Annotated in this window: 19 protein-coding genes and 1 tRNA gene; 14 read left to right on the forward strand and 6 right to left on the reverse strand. The window is 32.7% G+C overall.

Going from position 1 to position 22424, the window contains the following annotated elements; all coding sequences use genetic code 11:
- Positions 1-109 precede the first annotated feature (109 nt).
- From rseP to QMA06_RS03160, 8 genes are all read left to right on the forward strand, one after another.
- Positions 110-1453 (forward strand): RIP metalloprotease RseP, encoded by a 1344-nt coding sequence (gene rseP, locus QMA06_RS03125; RefSeq protein ID WP_290205392.1) that lies wholly within the window; start codon positions 110-112, stop codon positions 1451-1453.
- Between the two features lie 92 nt (positions 1454-1545).
- Positions 1546-1619: transfer RNA gene (locus QMA06_RS03130), tRNA-Asn, on the forward strand.
- A gap of 154 nt (positions 1620-1773) precedes the next feature.
- Positions 1774-2007 (forward strand): helix-turn-helix transcriptional regulator, encoded by a 234-nt coding sequence (locus QMA06_RS03135; protein WP_290205393.1) that lies wholly within the window; start codon positions 1774-1776, stop codon positions 2005-2007.
- On the forward strand, positions 1983-3545 hold the full coding sequence (locus QMA06_RS03140; protein WP_290205394.1) for a type I restriction-modification system subunit M: 1563 nt from the start codon (positions 1983-1985) through the stop codon (positions 3543-3545). The genes QMA06_RS03135 and QMA06_RS03140 overlap by 25 nt, the downstream gene beginning before the upstream one ends.
- A complete protein-coding gene (locus tag QMA06_RS03145; protein ID WP_290205395.1) occupies positions 3542-4783 on the forward strand; it encodes a restriction endonuclease subunit S in 1242 nt (413 codons plus the stop codon). Before QMA06_RS03140 ends, QMA06_RS03145 begins: the two co-directional genes overlap by 4 nt.
- 17 nt (positions 4784-4800) lie before the next feature.
- Positions 4801-6450: an ATP-binding protein gene (locus tag QMA06_RS03150; protein ID WP_290205396.1), complete on the forward strand. Its 1650-nt coding sequence runs from the start codon at positions 4801-4803 to the stop codon at positions 6448-6450.
- Between the two features lie 76 nt (positions 6451-6526).
- Positions 6527-9706: a type I restriction endonuclease subunit R gene (locus QMA06_RS03155; protein ID WP_290205397.1), complete on the forward strand. Its 3180-nt coding sequence runs from the start codon at positions 6527-6529 to the stop codon at positions 9704-9706.
- Entirely contained in the window at positions 9699-10391 is a 693-nt protein-coding gene (locus tag QMA06_RS03160; protein WP_290205398.1) for a M48 family metallopeptidase, read from the forward strand. The genes QMA06_RS03155 and QMA06_RS03160 overlap by 8 nt, the downstream gene beginning before the upstream one ends.
- Before the next feature lie 604 nt (positions 10392-10995).
- Here the strand turns inward: QMA06_RS03160 and QMA06_RS03165 are convergent.
- The gene (locus tag QMA06_RS03165) at positions 10996-11433 is read right to left on the reverse strand and encodes a hypothetical protein (RefSeq protein WP_290205399.1); all 438 of its coding nucleotides are present in this window, start codon (positions 11431-11433) and stop codon (positions 10996-10998) included.
- Between the two features lie 312 nt (positions 11434-11745).
- Between QMA06_RS03165 and QMA06_RS03170 the strand changes: the two genes are divergently transcribed.
- Positions 11746-11934, forward strand: a complete 189-nt coding sequence (locus QMA06_RS03170) for a hypothetical protein (protein ID WP_290205400.1) — start codon at positions 11746-11748, stop codon at positions 11932-11934.
- Between the two features lie 163 nt (positions 11935-12097).
- Positions 12098-12349 carry a hypothetical protein gene (locus QMA06_RS03175; RefSeq protein ID WP_290205401.1) on the forward strand — a complete coding sequence of 84 codons (252 nt, stop codon included), beginning with the start codon at positions 12098-12100 and terminating at the stop codon, positions 12347-12349.
- Between the two features lie 87 nt (positions 12350-12436).
- On the opposite strand, the gene QMA06_RS03180 is transcribed toward QMA06_RS03175, so the two are convergent.
- The 4 genes from QMA06_RS03180 to QMA06_RS03195 form a co-directional block, all read right to left on the reverse strand.
- Positions 12437-14485, reverse strand: coding sequence for an ATP-binding protein (locus QMA06_RS03180; RefSeq protein ID WP_290205402.1), 2049 nt, complete (start codon positions 14483-14485; stop codon positions 12437-12439).
- Between the two features lie 552 nt (positions 14486-15037).
- Complete coding sequence (locus QMA06_RS03185; RefSeq protein ID WP_290205403.1) at positions 15038-17545, reverse strand: TonB-dependent receptor; 2508 nt, start codon at positions 17543-17545, stop codon at positions 15038-15040.
- Positions 17529-18440 carry a FecR family protein gene (locus QMA06_RS03190; protein WP_290205404.1) on the reverse strand — a complete coding sequence of 304 codons (912 nt, stop codon included), beginning with the start codon at positions 18438-18440 and terminating at the stop codon, positions 17529-17531. The genes QMA06_RS03185 and QMA06_RS03190 overlap by 17 nt, the downstream gene beginning before the upstream one ends.
- A gap of 53 nt (positions 18441-18493) precedes the next feature.
- The gene (locus tag QMA06_RS03195; RefSeq protein ID WP_290205405.1) at positions 18494-19012 is read right to left on the reverse strand and encodes an RNA polymerase sigma factor; all 519 of its coding nucleotides are present in this window, start codon (positions 19010-19012) and stop codon (positions 18494-18496) included.
- Between the two features lie 341 nt (positions 19013-19353).
- Here QMA06_RS03195 and QMA06_RS03200 point away from each other — a divergent pair, with 341 nt between their 5' ends.
- The 4 genes from QMA06_RS03200 (at position 19354) to QMA06_RS03215 (ending at position 21562) form a co-directional block, all read left to right on the forward strand.
- Complete coding sequence (locus QMA06_RS03200; protein ID WP_290205406.1) at positions 19354-19527, forward strand: hypothetical protein; 174 nt, start codon at positions 19354-19356, stop codon at positions 19525-19527.
- Positions 19528-19609: 82 nt separating this feature from the next.
- Complete coding sequence (locus QMA06_RS03205; protein WP_290205407.1) at positions 19610-19747, forward strand: hypothetical protein; 138 nt, start codon at positions 19610-19612, stop codon at positions 19745-19747.
- Positions 19748-20134: 387 nt separating this feature from the next.
- Positions 20135-20377, forward strand: a complete 243-nt coding sequence (locus tag QMA06_RS03210; protein WP_290205408.1) for a hypothetical protein — start codon at positions 20135-20137, stop codon at positions 20375-20377.
- A gap of 102 nt (positions 20378-20479) precedes the next feature.
- The gene (locus tag QMA06_RS03215; protein WP_290205409.1) at positions 20480-21562 is read left to right on the forward strand and encodes a hypothetical protein; all 1083 of its coding nucleotides are present in this window, start codon (positions 20480-20482) and stop codon (positions 21560-21562) included.
- A gap of 264 nt (positions 21563-21826) precedes the next feature.
- Here the strand turns inward: QMA06_RS03215 and QMA06_RS03220 are convergent, their stop codons facing one another.
- Positions 21827-22312 (reverse strand): DUF892 family protein, encoded by a 486-nt coding sequence (locus QMA06_RS03220; RefSeq protein ID WP_290205410.1) that lies wholly within the window; start codon positions 22310-22312, stop codon positions 21827-21829.
- Positions 22313-22424 lie beyond the last annotated feature (112 nt).

Genomic DNA, 22424 nt, shown 5'->3' on the forward strand with positions numbered 1-22424 from the left:
GTGGTAAAATGATTTTCAGGTTAAACTATAATTTTATGTTGTAGCATTTTTTTAAATATGAATTCATATAAAAACCGTACTTTTGCAAATCGAATTTTGAAAAAATGACATGGAATTTATAATTAAAATATCTCAATTCTTACTTAGTCTTTCCTTGCTTATCGTACTGCACGAGCTTGGGCACTTTATACCAGCTAAACTTTTTAAAACTAAAGTAGAAAAGTTTTACCTTTTCTTTGATGTGAAATTTTCACTTTTCAAAAAGAAAATTGGTGACACCGTTTATGGTATTGGTTGGTTGCCACTAGGGGGTTATGTTAAAATTGCCGGAATGATTGATGAGAGTATGGACAAGGAACAAATGGCACAACCACCACAGCCATGGGAATTTCGTTCTAAACCAGCTTGGCAACGTTTAATTATTATGCTTGGTGGAGTTACTGTCAACTTTATTTTGGCCTACGTTATCTATGTAGCTATTTCTTTTGCTTATGGAGATTCTGACGTAAAAGTAAACAGTTTAAAAGATGGTTACTGGATAGATAACCCTGCTTTATTAGATATAGGATTTAAAACAGGTGATAAGGTTTTAGCCATTAACGATACACCAATTGTAAATGATTCTGATATTGGTTTTAATCTTATTAGTGCAGAAACCGTAACGATTAATAGACAAGGGGAAGAAAAAGTAATTGAGTTACCTGAAGACTTTTTAGGACAATACTCATCGAGTAAGAGTAAACGTAATTTTGAATATCGTATTCCTTTTATGGTAGGTGAAGTTGCAGATTCATCCTTAAATGCAAAGAAAGATTTAAAACGAGGCGATATTATAAAAAGTATTAATAATAGAGACCTAACGTATTTTGATCAACTAGACCTTGTTACAGAAGGTTTAGAAAATTCTACAGTCAATGTTGAGGTGTTGAGAGAAGACAATTCAGTGGTCAACAAAGAATTACAACTCGATGCTAATGGGAAGTTTGGGATCTTACCTTACATGAACCCTACGCGATTTGAAGAACTAGGGTATTACGATATTTTCAGAAAAGAATATACTTTCGCTGAAAGTTTTGCAGCTGGTGGCCATAAATTCACAAAAACAATATCTAATTACTTCGATCAGTTAAAAGCTATATTTAGTCCGAGTACAGGAGCATATAAAGGTTTGGGTGGATTTAAAGCAATTTACGATCAATTTTCACCAGTATGGAGTTGGCCTTATTTTTGGGGATTAACGGCGTTTTTATCTATAATGTTAGCCATTCTAAATTTGCTGCCAATACCAGCCTTAGATGGCGGTCACGTAATGTTTTTATTGTATGAAATGATTAGTGGACGTAAGCCAAGCGAAAAGTTTTTAGAGCGCGCACAAGTTATAGGTTTCTTTATTTTAATCGCTTTGGTGTTATTTGCCAATGGTAATGATGTTTTTAAAGCTATAACGAATTAAAAATTTTAAATTTTTACAAAAAAAATAATATTTAGTTTTGTAAAATTGAAAATAGTATATATATTTGCGCTCGCTAACGCGAAAAATAACCTTCCTCTTTAGCTCAGTTGGTTAGAGCATCTGACTGTTAATCAGAGGGTCCTTAGTTCGAGCCTAAGAAGAGGAGCTTATTAGATAAAGAAGTCCAACAGAAATGTTGGACTTTTTTTGTGCTATAAAGTGAAGTAATGACCTAACCAACTAAGCTAAAGGAAGGAATAAGAAAAAATCATAAAATGATAGTTTTTTTCTATATTCGGAACTCGTTAAAATTCAAGATTATGAATCGCATTAAAGATGTATTGGTCCAAAGAGGATTAAAGCAAATTTGGCTATCTCAAGAGCTTGGTAAAAGTTATAATATGGTATTATCTTATACCAATAACAAGCGCCAGCCTAGTGTTGAAACCTTATATAAAATTGCTGATATCTTAGATGTTAGTGTGAAGGATTTATTAATTGATAACAAAAAACACGATTTAAAACAGACATGTCAGATACAAAACTATCATTAGAAACCCTAGAGTCCTGGCTCTGGGATTCTGCAAACATATTACGAGGAAGTATTGATTCTTCAGATTTTAAAAATTACATTTTCGGATTATTATTCTTAAAGCGTTCTAACGATGTTTTTGAAGAAGAAGTAGAGGCTATCATGGCACGTGAAGGCTACTCAAGGGAAGATGCTGAAGAGGATACTTATTTTCAACTTCCAGAAGAATCTAGATGGGACAGTATTAAAAAACAAACCGAAAACATTGGTATTGCTTTAGACAAAGCCTTTGCGGGTATAGAGCGAGAAAACACAGCTTTAGAAGGTGTAATGACAGCGACTAAGTTTGGTGATAAAGAAAAGTTATCTGATGAGTTACTACAGCGCTTACTACGTCACTTCAATCAGCATTCCTTACGTAACGACCATCTGGAGTCAAATGATTTATTAGGGGATGCTTACGAGTATTTAATTAAGATGTTTGCGGATGATGCTGGTAAAAAAGGAGGCGAATTCTATACACCAAGAGGTGTGGTACAGTTAATAGTTCAACTAATTAAGCCAGAGCCAAAACAAAAAGTGTACGACCCAACGTGTGGTTCTGGTGGTATGCTTATTGAATCTGCTAGGTACATTGCAGAACAACCCAACGGAAAAGTGGGCAATAACATTAATGTCTCTTTATATGGGCAAGAGAAAAACTTAGGCACTTGGGCCATTGGTAAATTAAACATGTTGCTCCATAACTTTATGGATGCCGATATCCGAAAAGGAGACACCTTAGTAGCACCTCAGCATAAAAATGAGAACAATGAGCTAACGCTGTTTGATAGAGTGATTGCAAACCCGCCATTTTCTATGGACGCTTGGTGGACACCAGCCGAAAATTCTATAGAAGTTAAAATAGATAAAAACGGAAAAGAAAAGAAAGTATCTCCTAACTACAACAAAGTGGTAAGTGACCCTTTTGGGCGTTTTCAATACGGTATACCACCAAGAGGTTACGCCGATTTGGCTTTTTTACAGCACATGATAGCCGTATTAAAACAAGACGGAAAAGCGGGCGTTGTATTGCCACACGGTACTTTGTTTAGAAGTGGCACAGAAGGTAAAATACGTAAAGCCTTGCTAGAAGCTGATTTGGTAGAAGGTATTGTAGGTTTGCCATCTGCCTTATTTTATAATACGGGCATACCAGCAAGTATTTGGATTATTAATAAAAATAAAACCGAAGCGCAAAAAAACAAGGTTGCTATTATAGATGCCAGTAGCGATTATAAAGATGGTAAAAACCAAAACGAAATTTTACCAGAACATATTACTAAAATTGTAAACGCTTATGATGATGCTAAAGACGTTGACAAATACATGCGTATTGTTGGGTTAGATGAAATAGCAGATAATGATTACAACTTAAATATATCTCGTTTTATTGATACCAGTGAACCAGAACCTATTGTTGATATTAAGGCTGTACAACAAAATTTAGAGGATTTAGAAGCTAAAGAAGCGGATATTAATAATAAATTGGCTCGATTTTTAAAGGAGTTGGGGATATGATGGAAGGATATAAGGAAACAAAAATTGGAATTTTACCAAAAGATTGGGGTGTCGTAAAACAAGTAGAGGTGGCAACTTTTTTCAATGGTAGAGCTTATAAACTTTCTGAATGGGAGACGGAAGGGATTCCCGTAATTCGATTACAAAATTTGACGGGGTCTGGGAAAGAATATTATTATTCAAACCTTCAATTACCAGAACATCAATATTGTTGTAGGGGAGATTTGCTTTATATGTGGTCTGCTACTTTTGGACCAGTTTGGTGGTTTGGGGAAAAGGCAATATTTCATTATCATATTTGGAAAATTGAACATAATCAAGAAAAACTAGATAGAGCCTTTCACTACTACTTATTAGATGATGTAACAAGAAGAATGAAGAACGAATCCCATGGTTCTACAATGATGCATGTTACTAAAGGAGGAATGGAGAAATTATTAATACAATTACCACCACTCCCAGAACAACAAAAAATAGCAGACATACTAAGCACCGTAGATGCTAAAATAGAAGTCATAGACCAACAAATTACCGAAACCCAAGACCTTAAAAAAGGCTTAATGCAACGCTTGTTAATCAAAGGTATTGGTCATACCGAGTTTAAGGATTCTGCTTTGGGTGAGATTCCAGTGGATTGGGAGGTTGTTTCAACTGATATTATAGGAGAAATAACTTCTAGTAAAAGGGTTCATAAAGCTGATTATACGAATAAAGGAATACCTTTTTTTAGAGGAAAAGAGATTACTCAACTTGCAAAAGGGAAAAAGCTTAATAGTACAGTTTACATAAAGGAATCTAAATTTCAAGAGTTTAGGGAGAAATATGGAGCACCAGAAGCAGGTGATGTTTTAATAACTGCTGTTGGTACTATCGGCTCCATATATTTAGTAAAAGAAAATGATGAATTTTACTTTAAGGATGGAAATCTTATGTGGATTAGAAAAATTACAAATAAGTTAGATAAAAGTTTTTTGATGCATTATTTCAGGTCAAATATTTTTCAAAACTCAATAGATATAGTTTCTAGTGGTTCAAGTCAGAAAGCTCTAACAATCGTTAAGTTTAAAAGATTATTTGTACCTATTCCTAATATAGTTGAACAACAAAAGATAGCAGAGATATTAACTTCTATTTATGAAAAACTAGAGGTGTTATCAGAAAAGAAAGCCACATACCAAGAATTAAAAAAAGGCTTAATGCAACAGTTGTTAACAGGTAAGGTTAGGGTAACGGTTTAAAAAAAAAACGTTTTATTATGGAAGAGAATAGTCATTTTGATAAAAAGTCTTTAAAGCTAGTACAGGGCAAAACTGCCGATTGGAGTGAGCTTGCTAAAGATTGTGTTTGTTTTGCTAATGGTGTAGGTGGCGAAATACATATTGGTATAGAAGATGACCAGGACTTACCAGATGCTAATCAGAAAATTCAACAATCATTAGTTGATAAAATAAATAAAATCATACCACAGCTTACCTTAAATGTAGGTGTTGTGGCTGCTATTACAACAGCTTCAAATGGTGGAGAGTTTATTAACCTTAAAATTTTTAGAAGTAGTCAAACCATTGCGTGTACTTCTAGTGGTAAGTATTATATACGTGTGGCAGATGAGTGCAGACCCATTTTGCCCGAAGATATGACTAGAGTAGCTGCCGAAAAACAAGCTTTTATTTGGGAGGAAAAAGTGGTGCGTAAAATAGCGTTAGAAGATGCCGATTATCAAAAAAGGGATGCTTTACTATCGGATATTGTGAATTCTGAACGTGTGAGTGGTTTTGTAAAAGAGATGGGGCAAGAAGAGTTGATGGAGCATTATTTATTTACTACAGATGGCTATTTAACTAATTTGGGTGTCTTGTGGTTTGGTAGCCGTAAGGATAGAGCTAGGTTACATTACGCTCCTACGGTTCAGTTTATTAAGTATGATGAAGATGGTAATAAAATAAATAAGACGGTTTGGGATGATTACACAAAAAATCCAAAAGAATTATTAAATGAAATTATTGCCTTGCCAGATTGGAGGGAATCTATAGAAATTTCAGATGGTTTGTTTAGAAAAACAATTCCAAATTATGATATTGAAGTGATTAGAGAAATTATAGCTAATGCATTAGTCCATAAAGCATATACTATGCGAGGTGATATTTTTATAAATCTATATCACGACAGACTAGAGGTTCATTCACCAGGTCGCTTACCATTGGGTGTAACACCATCAAATATTATTTCAAAATCGGTACAACGTAATCAGCACCTTTCTAAAGTATTTCACGATTTAAAATTAATTGAAAAAGAAGGTAGTGGTTATGACAAGGTTTATGAAATTCAATTGTTTAATGGTAAACCAGAACCCATAGTAGAAGAATGGGACGACCGTGTTATTGTAACCCTAAAAAAGCAAATAATAAGTAAAGAAGTGGTTCGGTTAATGTCTAGAGTTAATGACGATTTTAATCTCAATCAAAAAGAGATTATTGCATTAGGGCTAATTGCGCAAAGTGGTGTTGTTTCAGCTATTTCCTTATCTAATAAATTATGTGTTCGTAACAATGATTCTTTAAAGTATTGGATAGGAAAGTTACTTAAAAATGAAATTGTTTTAAGTAAAGGAAAAACGAAAGCAACTGAGTATTTTGTAAATCCAGAACTCCTTAAAGACAATGAATTTAAAGGTAAAACTGACTTAAAAAAGATTGAGCCTCATCGTTTAGAACATCTTATTTTAGAGGATTTAAAAATTTATCAACCTTGTTCTATTGGAGATATTAATGAACGTATTGGAATTGAAATCAGCAGAAGAAAAGTAAAAAGGAAGTTAGATGAAATGGTTATGAATAAAACTGTTTATTCTATCGGAGAGAAAAAGGGAACAAAGTATTTTATCGACCAAAATCTAACAAATAATTAATGCACGGTCGATATATGGTCGATAAATGGTCGATATATGGTCAATATATGGTCGATAAAAGTTTCAAAATAATAAAATGAGTCAAACACCAGAATACATACACAGTGAGTTACCAGCCATTCAATTGTTTCAGCAATTAGGGTATCAGTATTTTAACGCCAGCCAACACGATGAGCGAGAAAATATTACCGAAGTATTACTTAAAGACCGACTACTAGAGGCTATTAAAAGAATAAATCCATGGATAAACGATAATAACCTCAATAAAGCATATACGGTTTTAACGTCTGTTAATGGCGCATCTTTAATGGAGATTAACCATAAGATTTGGGAGCTTATTAGAGGCGGAACATTTACGGTAAAGCAAGTCATTGATGGTGAAGAAGTATTTAAATCGGTTCACTTTATTGATTATAAGACTCCAGATAATAATGATTTCTTGGTGGTAAACCAGATAAGGTATCATGGAAGGTATCAAAACTCTATACCAGATTTAGTGGTTTATATAAACGGTTTACCTATTGGTATTATAGAATGTAAATCGCCCACTGCACAAAATGCTTGGGAAAAAGCTTATGGAGATTTAGATTATTACCAAGAAAACTCTGAAAAGCTCTTTCATTTTAATCAAATATGCGCTGGTATTTGGGATGTTGGTGGTAAGTATGGAGCTATTAATTCACCTCAACAATTCTATTCTGTTTTTAAAACCAGTAAAGAAGATACAGAAATCATTAACCTGGCTAAAAAAGAACAAGACAAGCTTATTATTGCGCTGTTTAAAAAAGAGCGCCTTTTAGATATTATACGCCATTTTGTATTGTTTGAATTAGAGGAAGGTACAACCATTAAAAAACTACCACGATACCAACAATTAAGAGCAACAAATAAAACTATTGCACGCTTACAAGCTGGTGAAGGTGGTGTGGTTTGGCATACACAAGGTTCTGGTAAATCGTTAACCATGGCTTATGTGGCTAGAAAGTTACAAGCACCCGAATATGGTTTTGAGAATCCTACGGTGATGATAATGACCGATAGAAAAGATTTGGACCGACAGATAACTACAACGTTTCAAAATGTTGGTTTCAAAAATGTTAATCAAGCCTCTTCTGTAGTGCATTTAGATAAACTTTTGCGTAATGATTACGGAGGTATTATAACTACAACCATACAGAAGTTTCAAGAAACAGATAAGGATGCAACGAGTTCTGCGGACCAAACCGAATTGGAAGAACGTGGCAATTTGATGATTGAAAAACATCTAAAAGAAAAAACGCTGATAAAAATAACTAAGGAACTCCAAAAAGGAAAATGGATTGAAATTGAGCGTGAAGAAATTGAATTAGAAGAACTTTCAAAAAAAGAAAATCTTTACATATTAGTAGATGAAGCACACCGAAGTCATTATGGTTTCCTTGCTTCTTTTATGAGAACCGTGCTACCAAATGCTAAATTTGTAGCCTATACAGGTACACCAATTTCTAAGGAAGATAAGTCTACTTTAGGAGAGTTTTATGGTGGTAATTATATAGATGTATATACCATTACAGAAGCGGTAGCCGATGGTGCAACGGTAGAGCTTTTATACGATGAAGGCATTGCGAAGTTAGATGTTAAAAAAGAAGAGTTAGATAAAGAATTCGAGGAAAAATTCGGGCATTTCTCTGAAGAGAAAAAAGATAAGCTTAAAAGTGAAGCTCTAAGGAAGTATCAGCTTTCAAAAGCTCGAATTAATGATATTTCAAAACATATTATAAATCATTATAGAGATAAAATCTATCCAGATGGACATAAAGCTATGCTGGTTTGTTCTGGCCGACCTCAAGCATTAAAATATCAACAAACCTTATTAGAACTAAAAGCGCAAGGGTATCATGATTTTGATACTAAAGTAATCATGAGCATCGGTTCACCAAAATCTGATGTTATTGCAAAAGAATATTATGAAACCTTAGAATGGAATAAGAATAAACCACAAGACCAGAGACCAACTTGGGTAGTGCCTCCAGAAGCTATTAAAGATGTTACTGATAATTTTAAATTGCCTTTTGGTGATGAAAGTACAACGGAGAAATCTGGAAAAAAGAAATATGATAATACGGCTATAATCATAGTATCAGATATGTTACTTACGGGTTGGGATGCGCCAATTGCATCATGTCTATATTTAGACAAGCCGCTTAAAGAGCATAATCTTCTACAAGCAATTGCTAGGGTAAACCGTTCAAGAAAAGGTAAGAGTGCTGGGTTTATTATAGATTATAATGGAATTTCGGGGTATCTTCTTCAAGCCTTAGAAATCTTTTCTGGTGATATTAGACCAGACGATATTTTAAAAAATATAAACGAAGAGCTGCCTAAACTAGAAATGAATCATACCAAGCTAGTCGATTTCTTTAAACCAATGAAGATTGATAGAAATTACAATCGTGAAGATTATATAGATGCCGCAGTAAGATACATTGAGCCTATTAATAAAAGAGATGATTTTAAGGTGTTGTTGAAGGATTTTAATAAGTCGGTTAATATTGTATTACCTAATGTAAAAGCGATGAAGTATCAAGGTGACTTCAAGCTTTTTAATGAGATAAAATTGAGGGCCAGGAATGCGTTTCCAGATGATGATGAGTTAAAAGTTAGTAAAGATGAGAGTAAAATGCTGCAAAGTATTATTGATGAGCATTTACACTCTGAAGGCGTAGAGAGTTTATTGGCGGAGCCTATTTCAATTATTGATAAAGAGAAATTTAAAGAAGAAATTATGAATGCATCTCCAGCAACCAAAGAGTTGAAGATGCGAAATAATTTAAAGCATACCATAAAAGTTGGGATGGATAAAAATCCAGATTTTTATAAGCCATTGGCACAGCGTTTAGATGAATTATTAAAGCTTAAAAAGGATGAACGCATAACTCAATTAGAACTTCTTAAAGCGTTTGCAGATATTCAAGACGAAATCATTGACCAGCAAAAGGAAGGTGAAGAAAAAGGGTTTAAAACTGAGCGAGAACGAGCGGTTTATGATTCTATGAAAGTCTTATTTAACGAAGATGCAGAAGATGCTACAAAAACGATATTTGACCTTATAAAAGGAGAATTAGATATAGTAGGATGGCAAGCCAAAGGACGTGTTAAAAAAGATATAGAAAACAAAATTAGAAGGTACTTAACTACTGCTAAAATTGAACGAACCGAAGCAAAAACAAAAGCTAAGGAAATGATTGATGTTTTAATAAAGAATAAAGATGCCTAGCGTACAGTACGGAAATAAAACCATAGAATACACAGTACAACCAAAAGAAGGGTTAAAGTCTCATTATATAAGTGTAGAAAAAGATTCTGGCGTTGTTTTGAAAGGAAGTCCAATAACCGTTGAAAAAGAACACGCTTTAATTTTAAAAAAGGCACGTTGGATATTAGACAAACTAGAATTGGTAGAAGCTATCAACTACGATGTTATTGTTACGGGGTCCAGGATGCAATACCTTGGACGTAAATATTATGTTGAGGTCTTAATTAATGAAGAACTTGATGCTATATCCATAGATTTTAATGAATCTAAGTTTAAAGTGTCATTACCTCATGTATTAAACAACCAAGAAGCCTTGGAACTTGCTTTTGAAAATTTCTTTAGAGAAAAAGCGATTGATAAAATTACACCAAGACTTAAAAAATGGTCTAAAAAAACGGGTTTAGAATTCAACGAATTAAAAATAAGGAAACTAGATAAGCGCTGGGGGAGTTGTACACCAACCAATAATATTATTATAAATATTGAAGCCATTAAACTTCCGTACTCGTTAATAGATTATCTTATTGTACATGAATTAGTACATACCAAAGTTAAAAGTCACTCGAAGGAATTTTGGGCGGAACTATCAAAACATATTGAACATTGGAAGGAACTGGATGAGCGTATGTATGGGATGAAGTTGTAAAGCAGTTGAAGTCAATAATTTTATTTTTTCTCTGATGTTTTCTATTGCTCTTCGGTAATGGAAACTTCTTTTATCAATATTGAGATGTTGTCTTTTTTTTAATTTGTTGGTTATTACCAACTCTGGACTTTTTAAATTTATTTTATTAGAGAGGTCTTCTTTAGTCATAATTTCTTTTATAATAAGTATGACGAGATTGGAAGAACGGAATGAAAACCTTATCTTTGGTATATCAATATGTTCATTAACAAATCAGCTAAAAACTTGCATATAACTTGCACGTGAATATACAAAACCGCTGGAACGTCTTATTTTACTACCCTTTTGCATGGTGCGCCTTCTGACTGTTAATCAGAGGGTCCTTAGTTCGAGCCTAAGAAGAGGAGCAAACAAAGCCATTACGAAAGTAGTGGTTTTTTTGTGTTTTATTGAGATTTGAAAAGCTTAGGTTTTTTCTTTTGGTCAAACATAGGTTAAACAGTTCTGTTTTTTGAATCACGCTTTTACATCGTTCTGGTAAAAACTGCTCTGAATCCCTAATGACTCTATGTTGATGTGGTTTTAGTGAATAATAACGCTTTGTTTCGTTATTATTTACATGCAACTATTTAACGATAAACATCAAAACTGCAATAGGTATATCATTTGTAATCGTATATAAAACGGTGTTGTAGCTGCCTTTACCTTGCCGAAGGTATTTACCGTCCCAAGTGTATAAAACGGTATTGTAATCGCCTTTTCCTTGCCTAATATATTCGCCATCCCAAGTGTAAAGTACTGTGTTATAATCTCCTTTACCTTGCCGGAAGTATTTCCCATCCCAAGTATATAAAACCGTGTTGTAATCGCCTTTACCTTGTCTAAAATATTTACCGTCAAAAGTGGTTAAAACCGTATTGTAATCACCTTTGCCTTGTCTTAAGTATTTTCCATCCCAAGTGTTTAAAACTATGTTGTAGTCACCTTTACCTTGTCTAATATAGGATTGTGCATCTATTATGAATGCCGATAGAATAAATGTAATGGTTAAGGCAAATTTCATGTTTAGCTTAATTGAAAAATTTTTAGAGTCTGCCTTTCAAATATAAATGATATTATTCAGAAATTTTCACCACTTTGATAGTCGGTTTTTAAACTGTACAACAGCCATGGAGTGGGTACGGAGTATCTATGGAGTATGTACGGAGTATCTACGGACTACCCATGGTTTATATTCTGTAAAATAAACCAGTTATAAATTTTACTGCTATGCTGTTGTGATTATGATTGTTCTCTATAAAGAAAATACGGTAAACCATAATATAAAAACAATATATATTCCTATTTTTAAGACTTCAATCCATAATAGCTATTAATGTCTTTATATCAAGTATCCGTATTAAATCAGCACCTCAAACTGCAAGACGAAGCTGTAGTTTTTAAAGCTTATAAAAGGTATTCTAAATACTTTTTAAACCCAACGATTCAAGATAATGTTAGAAGCTCTAAAGAAGAGGAGTATCAAGGTATATTTTTAACCGAACAGTATACCAACTTTAACTGAAAAAGATGAATTTGAGTGGTTAGGCCTTTTTGAAGACAACAAACTAAAAAGCACAGGCCTTACAAACTCAAATTAACCAAACCGATGCAGCAATTGATGCTATGGTGTATGCGTTGTATGGGTTAACTGAGGATGAAATTGCAATTGTTGAAAATAGTTAGAAATGAAAAAATTATTAAAAGAATTTAAGATATCAATTGTGGCTATAATTTTAGTAACTATAGTTTTTTGGGTTTATCTCTATTGCAAGTATGATGAAAAATTATTACTTGGAATTATAGGGGTTATAGCTACTCTCTATTTTGGAATTACTAAGACTCAAATCGAAAAAAATAGATTCTTTCAAAAGTTATTTAACGACTTCAATCTAAATATACTGAGACAAACAACTAGTTTTACCATGGTACGTGCTTAAATACATTAATAAGCCTAGCTATATAAAAAGCGTTTATATTTATTGTAATTGCTGACCAGATGAATTGCGCTGGTAGGGATTATAGAATTACGATTTTGAAAAATACTTATTTAATAATAGTATTAATTTTCCTTTAGATAAGGGTTTGGTTAAATAATCATTCATACCAACCATCAACGATTGCTCTATAGCCTCTTTGGTTACGTTAGCAGATAATCCTACAATTAAAATATCTTTATCGATGTTGCGGATCATTTTGGTAGCTTCATAGCCATTAAGAATAGGCATATGGATGTCCATTAAAATTAATTGGTAGCTGTGGCTTGTTGCTTTTTCTAATGCTTCTTTACCATCATTAGCTTTGTCAGATGTAATGCCTAACTGTTCTAAAATTTTTGATAGTACCAATCTATTAATTTTATTATCGTCTACTATTAAAATATGTAAATGTTCTAAATCTGTAGTGTTAAGGTTAAGCGATAAATCTTCTTCCTTCACATAGTTAGAAATGGTAAACGGGATACTGAATGTAAACTCGCTACCTTTTAGTAATTCACTTTCTACAGTGATATTACCACCCATTAAATTTGCTAAATTTTTGCTTATATAAAGTCCTAAGCCGCTTCCAGAGTGTTTTTTCTTTAGGCCAAAATCTATTTGAACGAAGCGCTCAAAAATCCGAGACAGACTTTCTTTCGGAATTCCAATTCCGGTATCGCTAACATTTATACTTACATTTAATTTTCCATTCTCTATATATTCCTCATAGCGCACATGTACGCCACCTTTATCGGTAAATTTTAGAGCATTTTTTAGAAGGTTAATAATAATTTGGTTGAATTTTCCTTCATCTCCAATAACATTAGCATTAAGATTAGTTTTTAACTCTAAATTTAATTTCAGATTTCTTTCATCAAAATAAGGTATGAATTGACTTACAATGGCTTTAATTTCTTTGGAAGGGGTAAAGGTGACATTAACGAGTTTTGTTTCTCGAGATTCTATTTTATCAATATCCAACACATCATCCACTAGTGCTAAAAGATTTTTAGAAGATTGATCCATTAAATCTAAATAGGTGTGGTGATCAGACGTTTGTTTGGCATGTTTTATTAACTGTATAAAACCAAGTATGGCATTGAGAGGCGTCCTTATTTCATGACTCATATTAGACAAAAACTCGGTTTTCGCTTTTGAGGCTTTTTCGGCTCGATTTCTTTCTTTATTCAGTTTTTTATTGGTCTTTATTAATTCCTCATTAATGAGTATGGTACGCGAAGCTTCTTTTTTAGCCCTTAAATAAAAATAGATGATAAGACTCATTAGCGTTGATAGGACAATGCCGAAATAAAGCATGTTCAATAAAGACGCACTCTTATCTAAGAAAAAACTAGATGATGTAGGCGTTATTTTTATTTGCCACTCTTGCTGATCTAACTGATCTATGGTGAAGGTACTTTTATAATGATACTCCATGTTTATATCATCACTCAATATAGGATTGTATTGATAAAATACAGTGCCTTTGCCATCTGTAAGTTGTATGCTATAGTCTCGCATATTATCTGCAAAATCATCCAAACGATTCTTAAAATCCATTCCGGCAGTAATTGTTCCTTGAAATCTATTATTAAAATAAACAGGAACATCGACTAAAAAGGCATGTCCGCCTTGTGTTAACTTTGCCCAAGGAGTTATATTGGTTGAGCCGTCTTTACTGTGTCTTAACCATTCGACCTTGCGATAGCCAATTTTAGAAATATCTAACCCAATAACCGCTTCATTGCCTCTAAGTGGATTAATTTTTCTGATAACCATTGAGCTATCTATCCATTCTACAAATTTGAAAGATTGATTTTGTTCTAGAATCATTTCAGCATCGGGTTCCCAATACTGAAAATATTGACCATCAGTTTTTTCAAAGCGATCTTTTAAGTTTTCTAAGCGTTGAATGTCGCGAATTACAATGGTATGAATTTTTTCAGTTAAAATCTGACCAGAAATTTGAACTTGGTTCTTTAAAACCAATTTTTGTGTATTGATAGAAATGCTCCAAATGGCTAAAACAATTAGGTTAAGTAGGAGAAAAGAAAAAAAAGAAATTCCAAGTTCTTTTTTTGCAAGGGATGGAAACATTAAAATTATTTTTATCGAATATACGTATTAAATTATTTTAATATTGAAAATACATTAAGCAGATATTTAATATTTGAAATAAATAAATTACTAGATGTTAATAATTTAGCACAAATATGTCGTACTCTATAAATACGTGTCACATTGGTTTAGCTAGAAATTATATACGGATCGAATACTAAAAAATTGAATTCACGGTCTCTAAAATTGAAGCTTTACTATTAATTACAGGAGTAGATCAAGGAAATTTAGCAATCAAAAAAACTAAGTTACTATTCTCGAGTAGCGCTTATACCAATTATAGCTTAACCAAATGTCATCGATTTTGGAAACGAGATGTGATCTGGCATTGCATATAATACGAGGGTATATCTAAAAAAAATAAAGCCAATAACCCTAAGGCTTTGTTTTTTAAAGTTCGTGAAATTGCACTCTAAGCGCTAACCAAAAAGGGCTTATAAAATTTTTTGAAAATGAAAAAAAAGTGGGTTTATGTTGAATAGCGTAATAGGCGCAGCTTACATTAACATTAGTTATAATACTGAAAAAACATTAAAAATATATTCGGAAAACAACATTGGTGGTTAAACCTAGCGACACTCTCGAGGATTTTTTTGCAGTATTATCAGCATCTATACTATAGTAATTATTAATAGGATTTTGTCTATCTAATAGATTCCAAACCGAAGCTCCAATTTCAGAACGAAACTTTTTACTAATATTAAGGTCGTAAAGGGCAGAGGCATCTAATCTAAGGTAGTTGTCTAATCGTTGACTATTAGCGGCATCAAAATTAATATTATCTCCTTTTACTGCATTTTCAATCATTGGAACCGACGTTGGTTTTCCGAACCTGTAATTAAGACCAGCTGAAATATCCCAATGGTTTTTACTAAATGTACTTCCGAGTGTAACCGAATGTGTTATATCGAAATTACTTGGAAACTCAACTTCCTCGAGAGTTTCAAATGTATACGTATTATTTATATACGAATAGCTTAACCAACTGCTGAGGTATTCAATTTTTTTCCTGAAAAGAAATTCAAAACCAAAAACATCATAGCTGCCATTTTCTCTACTCGATTCGTATTTAGTAGTAAAACTTTGACTTTGTGTAGTTATACCGTCAACATTTTTAAAATAACCTTTTGCATCAATTAGCCACCCTTCCTTAGTATATAACAAGCCCAATGACGCTTGTTTGCTCTTTAAAATAGGGATAGTTTCATTGTCCGTTAATTGCCAACGTCTTTTCTCAATGCCCAAAAAGTCGTTTTGAAAATTAATTATTTGGGAAGTATTCTGGTGTTTAAACTCTCCAAGAGCTTCAATTTTAAAATGGTCTCCTAATGTTTTACGTACACTGATTCTGGGTTCAATAATAAACTCTTCGAACTTGCTAATATAATTAGCTCGTATACCACCACGAACTGAAAAACCATAATTTTTATTATTATACCAAGCTTGTGTATAAGCTCCATGTTCTCTTAAAACTTCTTCATCGCGTCTCACAAATCTGGGTAAATCGATGTCGTTAAGGTTTATGATTTCCGTTTCGGTAAAACTATAGCCAAGTTTGTATTGCCAATGATTATTAGAATATACATTTTCGAAGTTGATACCTGTTTCAGACACACTATTTTCTTGAAGAAAAAGTTGACTTTCTAAAATATCCGCATTTTCCGCTTCTAATTGATAATCGGTATTATAGATGTTAATTACAGAGTGGATGTTGTTATTCCATTGCCTTTTATAATTAAGCCCAAAGGCCATACTGTTTTGAGAGACCTTACTTTCTCTTGTGCGAGCAATACCATTCATAGTCGCCGTTTCGTTAAAGCTTAAATCATTACTAGCAAGCGTAAAATTAAGCCTAATTAAATCTTTTGTGTTTAGTTGGTATAACCATCTTAGCGAGGCATCATAAAAATTGAATGCTTGATTAGAATTTGTGACGTCGCTTTCATTTTGTTGGGCTTCCGTTTCTTGAGTAATTCTATCGAAATAAACATTGTAGGTTGGGGTACTTACCATGTCATTTAAAGATTTTCGAGAGGCTACTTGTAACGAGGATTTTTGACCGATAGGAATATTTGAAAACAATTCAGCATTTAGGAAGTTCACTCCTACTAGTCCTTCAAATTCTGAATTTATTTTTTTTTCAGTCTGCATTTGTATGGTGCCCGACACGCCGTCGGTAAGAGAAACATCAGATCCGTTATTGATAACGCTTGCCATTTGGGTCATTTGCGGATTGAAACTTGAAATAAGTCCAAAAAAATGGCCGGTTTGGTACATCTTTATACCATCCCATAAAATGAGATTTTGGTCGTTAGATCCACCTCTAATGTTGATGTTAGATACGGTTTCATCCACACTAAGTACACTTGGTAAAGCTTGTACGGTATGCATCACATCAGATTCGATTAAACCAGGTAATAAGCTGAATTTACTAAAATCAATAGATGTAGTCCAGTCGTATTCTACGTCTATACCTTTTACCAAATAGGCATCAATTAAAACGGCACTAATTTCTTCTAGTTGCTCTGCCAAAAGTATGGTTTCACAATTCTCGATATTGAATTTACCTGCCTGTTGGGTAATTGTCTTAAAGCCAATGTGTCGCATGGATACGAGCTCATCAGACGAGTTTAATTCTAACTCAAAATATCCATTGTCATCTGTAACCGTGTAGTTAGTATAACCTTTTATAGTTACGGAAGGTATCGGTTGCTGGTAATAGGCATCTTTAATATAACCACAAATTTTTATGGGTTTAGATATGGTGATGACATAATCACTAACTTTCTTAAATATAAGATTCGTTTGCTTCTGTAAATTTTCAATACTTTGGGATAAACTTAAGTTTTTCGGCGGTGGAAATACTTCTATGCCAGTAAGAAAACTGCTTTCATAATTAAACGTGATGTTATGAAACGTAATAATCTTGTCTAAAACATCTTTAATAGGTAATTTTTTATTTAGGACTTGTCCTTGTAGTGTAAAACAACATATAACGGCAATTAATAAGATTAAGCTAGGTCTAGTTTTTGTTGGCATTCTTAATTAGGACTTTGTTTGGGGTAATTCTAAAAGTCAAATTAAGGGGTTGTGTAATTGATTTCAAAGCATTTTCTAGATTATTATGCTCAAATGCACCAGTAAATTTGGAATTTACGTCAGAATCAAGAGAAATTGAAACGCGATAGTGCTTTTCAAGTTCTTTTATAACGTCATTAATTGAAGCATTATCAAAAACACTCATTTTTTTAATCCAGTAAGGTTCTGCAATTACAATTTCAGTATTATTTGCAGTTCCAGATTGTAGTGTAAATTCAGTACCAGCAGGTACTTTAACGATGTCATTATTATAGGTTATTTGTACTAATCCTTCGTAACAAGCCACTTTAAATATGTTATCTCTAGAATACACGTTGAATTCGGTTCCTAAAACACTCACGATGCCATGGTTGGTTTTGACCTCGAAACGATTGCCTTTTTCAACATCAAAATAGGCTTCACCATTGAGATTCAATAACCTGTTGTCTTCCCAATCTGAGGCATTATAGTCTAGTTGCGAATACTGATTTAATTTTACAATTGAATTATCTGGAAGTGTTATCACTTCATGATGTGCCAAATCGGTCGCAAACGAATTAATATTATTTTTATTTAAAAGTGAGAAAACAGCAAAACCTATTACCAATACAGCGGCAATGCTCGATACTATTTTGATCCAATTAAGCGGAATAACCTTATTTTTCTTGGTTGAGAATAATTGGTCTTCTAATACATTAAAATCGGCAACTTTAGCATAATCATCACCTTTGTAGTATTGCGCTTCTTCAATAATCTCTTTATATAAAGAGGCGTTTTTTAGAGCATTGAATGATTTTTCCTCTGCTGCAGATAATTCATCATTCAACCACTTTTTTACTAAATACTCGTTTTCCATAATATGCTATTATATACTTAAAACAACTGAAGTTTATAAAATCCCGATTATTTTTAATTTAATTCTTCTAATTCAGTTTTTAACTTCTTGAATGCCGCATATATTCTATGTTCAGCGACCTTTTTAGTAATTCCTAAAATTTCTGCAATTTCTCTATGTGTTTTGCCATCGACCTTATTGAGAAGAAAAGCTTCTCGTTCTTCGTCTTTTAATTTTGAAAGCACATCCTCAAAGCGTTTGGAAAATTCTTTTTTTCGCAATACAAATTCTGGCGATTCATTAGTATAATCTTTTGGCTTTACTGCTTGATGCTTAAAAACCACTTTTTGATGTTTTACTTCATTGAGCATCATATTATTTGCCGTAGTATACAAATACGATTTTGTAGTCTCTGGTGTTACCTTAGCGCAGTTTTCCCATAGTTTAATAAAAGCTTCTTGTACTTTGTCTGATGGATTTAAGAGATGGCCATATTTATATAGAAGAATATTACTTAAGGTCTGTGCATATTTTTCGTAGAGTTTTGAAAAGCGCAACTTATCACAGATATTTTCGTGTAAAGACTTAGGCATTAAATAGGTTGATTTTTTTTGATCTCATCTTGTCTTTTTGTTTTATCTCGTTACCGTTATATAGGAATTTCCATTTAATCCTACTAATCTGCCGGCCTGCCCTTTTTTAATCGTAGCGATTATTCTTCTAAAACTTCAGTGACACAAATAACGCTATGCTAAGAAAAAACAATTGCATTACAATACAAAAGCGATTCCGATAATTATTCGTTATTCGGTTTCAAACAAAAATTCAGATGATCATATTATAAAAAGTGAAGATATATAAAAAATAAAATTTTCTTGGGACATTTTTTATTTGAGTTGTTCTAATAGTATAAACCTGATTGATCCTACTTATAATGAAAACCAAATTGAATGAGGCATTGACCGAATTAAAATTAAGCCATATGGATTTCCGTCCCAGCTTAAAAGAAGTTTTAAATGAATTAAAAACAAAAGAAATTAATTGTGTTAGTACTAAAGTGATTTCAGATATTAAATCGACTATAAAAGACTCGACTCACAAATCTTAAATATTAAAAAATGTAAATTTTTTTTGGGACATTTTAAACTTGAGTTGTTTTAATAATATAACCCCTTTTAATCCTACTTATTATGCAAACTACATTGAACGAAGCATTAAACGAATTAAAATTAAGCTATATGAATGTTCGTCCTAATTTAGATGACGTTTTAGCCGAATTAAAAGTTGAAGAAGCCAATTATTACCGCAGAAGAGTAATGCATATCTAAAACGAAAAGTGAAAACCGATTTGGTTTTCAGCATAATGCATGAAATATTTCTTTAACACGATTTAAATTTCAGTGATGTATGATTCTTAGGATGATATATTTTTTCTGAATTAAATTATTTTAAAAAAGGAATAAAGAATAATACAAAGCGCAACCAATTACTTCTAATGATTATAACGGATCAATTAAGTTATAACCTAAGCGATTCGTAATTCTGACTAGAAGAAATTAACTTAAAATGTTCAAATATTGTTTTATGTCTTAGACCCTTATCGAAGACTCTAATACTATTTATGCTATAGTGTTGCGACATGTAACCCTATTACGATCACAAAAACTGTTTACTATCTTATAATCAGTTTTAACCCAAATGCCCTACTAATATTAATGATCTACGCTTTAGAAATAGAAAATACAACTAAATTATTAGGTTATATAACCGATCTAAAGGAGAGGGAGATTGCGCTATACCGTAAGAAAACTCAAGAGTTAAAAGCAGTATTGGAACAAGATCATAATCTTATAAATGAGTATAAATACAAGTTTGCAAAATTGCGCTACGATCAATTAAAAGAAACTGCAGCAGGATTACAACAATTAGAAAAGAAAATAGAAAGCATCAAATCTTAGTTTTAGAAAACTAAAACTTATTACACCAATGGTTATTTTTAAGGAATAATTGGTACTATTGCATGTTGAATGTGCAATACGGAATGCTTTTAAAAAAAATATATGATGTACAATAAACTGAACATATCCCATATCTTAATAGGCATTATACTAATGATACTACTGTTTTCTTGTCGGACCGAAGACGATTTAAGTATCGACCCTCCGGCAGAAACAAATATTGCACCAAATTCTACCATCGCCAACTTAATGGCAAGGGTTGCAACTAATGACGGCTCTGCAGATAATATAATAGATGGCGCGAGTAATCTAACCGTTCAGCTTCCGGTGACCGTCACTGTAAACAATGTAGAATTAGAAATCATCGATGAAGAAGATTATTTAGATATAGAAGATATCATTGATGAGGATAATAACGATACGGATTCTGTAGTGATTTCCTACCCAGCTTCAGTGATTCTTACTGATTATTCTATTGTTCAAGTGAATTCTGATGCCGAACTTGAAGCTCTAACATTTAACAGTGATAATGACGAAGATATAGAATGTGTTGATTTTCAATATCCTATTGTTATTTCTGTTTTTGACGAAGATAATGATGCCATAGATACAATTACAATTTACAATGATAACCAATTGTATAATTTTATTGAAGACATAGAAGCGTATGCTGCCGTTACAATTAATTTTCCATTTTCAGTAAGTTTTACTGATAATACAACGCAACTTATAAATACCATAGCGGAGTTAGAAAATGCTATCGTAACAGCGGATAATACATGCGATGAAGATGATGATAATGATTTTGATGATGACGACGATGAAGATTGTGAGACATGTTCTACTAATGAATTAGAAGATGCTTTTGCGCAATGTGAAGAATGGAGAATCAGTAAATTAAGACGAAATAATAATAGTCTAGAAAACAATTATATTGGTTATATGTTTTCATTCAATGCAGATGGCACTATTGTAGTTGTTGCGGATACCAGCATATTTGATGGGACTTGGGAAGCCGTTGAGAACGGAGGAGATATTACGTTATTAGTTAATGTAGTTGGTTTGCCAGACTTTAACGATACTTGGAATGTGGTTAATATTAACTTAGCGCCAGTTGAGAAGAAAATTGAATTAAGACTAGGTGTTGACCGTTTACGTTTTGGAAGCGACTGTATAAATGACTAATAAGCGAATATAGTATTTAGTGAACTTACACCAACTGGCAGAAAAGAATAAAGCTAATGATTATCGTATCATTAGCTTTATATATTAGGCATAGATATTTTTATATTTTATGAATTAGCCAATTGGAATTTCAAAATGTGATCTAAAACCAGGTCAAGACTCATTCAAACTTCAGGCGAATTTTGGCGGAACCTAGTTTTTAAAACTGGAATAATAGAACAAAGCTCAAATACTCAAATGAAAATTTAATTAATATTTCAAGAATTATTTAGCCGCTTTTTTAAATACTTTTTTTCGAGCTAAAACCTTTAAGTTATATTCAATATTGGCATTCTTAACTTTGATTGGGCGAAGTAGTCGTGCTTCATGTTTCATGTTCAATGCTTTGGCCATTTGCCTCACACTGTAATAATTTACCGTTTTATAGCTTACTAAGCGGTATAGCGAAGCCACTAGACCTGCATTCCTAACTCTATTAGGAATATCTTCCATATCGGCTATTTCAGAAATATTAGTCAACATTTCTTGAGCAACGCTATCTACAGTATTCCCAGGGTTTATGGAAAGATTCTGTGCAATGCTTTGTACAGTGTTGAAATCTGAAGTGTTATTCTTTTTAAATTCTTCAACGTTAGCTTTCAACTCTTTTGGTCTCGGAGATTTTAGGGTCTCTAAGGTGTCTTGAATTTGCTTTTCTAAAGCATATAAGTTTTTAAATTCTTTTTCAAATAAGTCTTTTAGGCTTTCCATTTATGTTTTGTTTTACGGTTCGGACTCAATCTATTGTAAAACGGTATAATAACTTGTTGTTATTGCTATAATTGTTAGTCCTTTTACTATAAGGACAGATAAATAGTTCAAT

Origin of the sequence: Winogradskyella bathintestinalis, from assembly GCF_030407435.1 — a bacterium.
GTDB lineage: Bacteria > Bacteroidota > Bacteroidia > Flavobacteriales > Flavobacteriaceae > Winogradskyella > Winogradskyella bathintestinalis.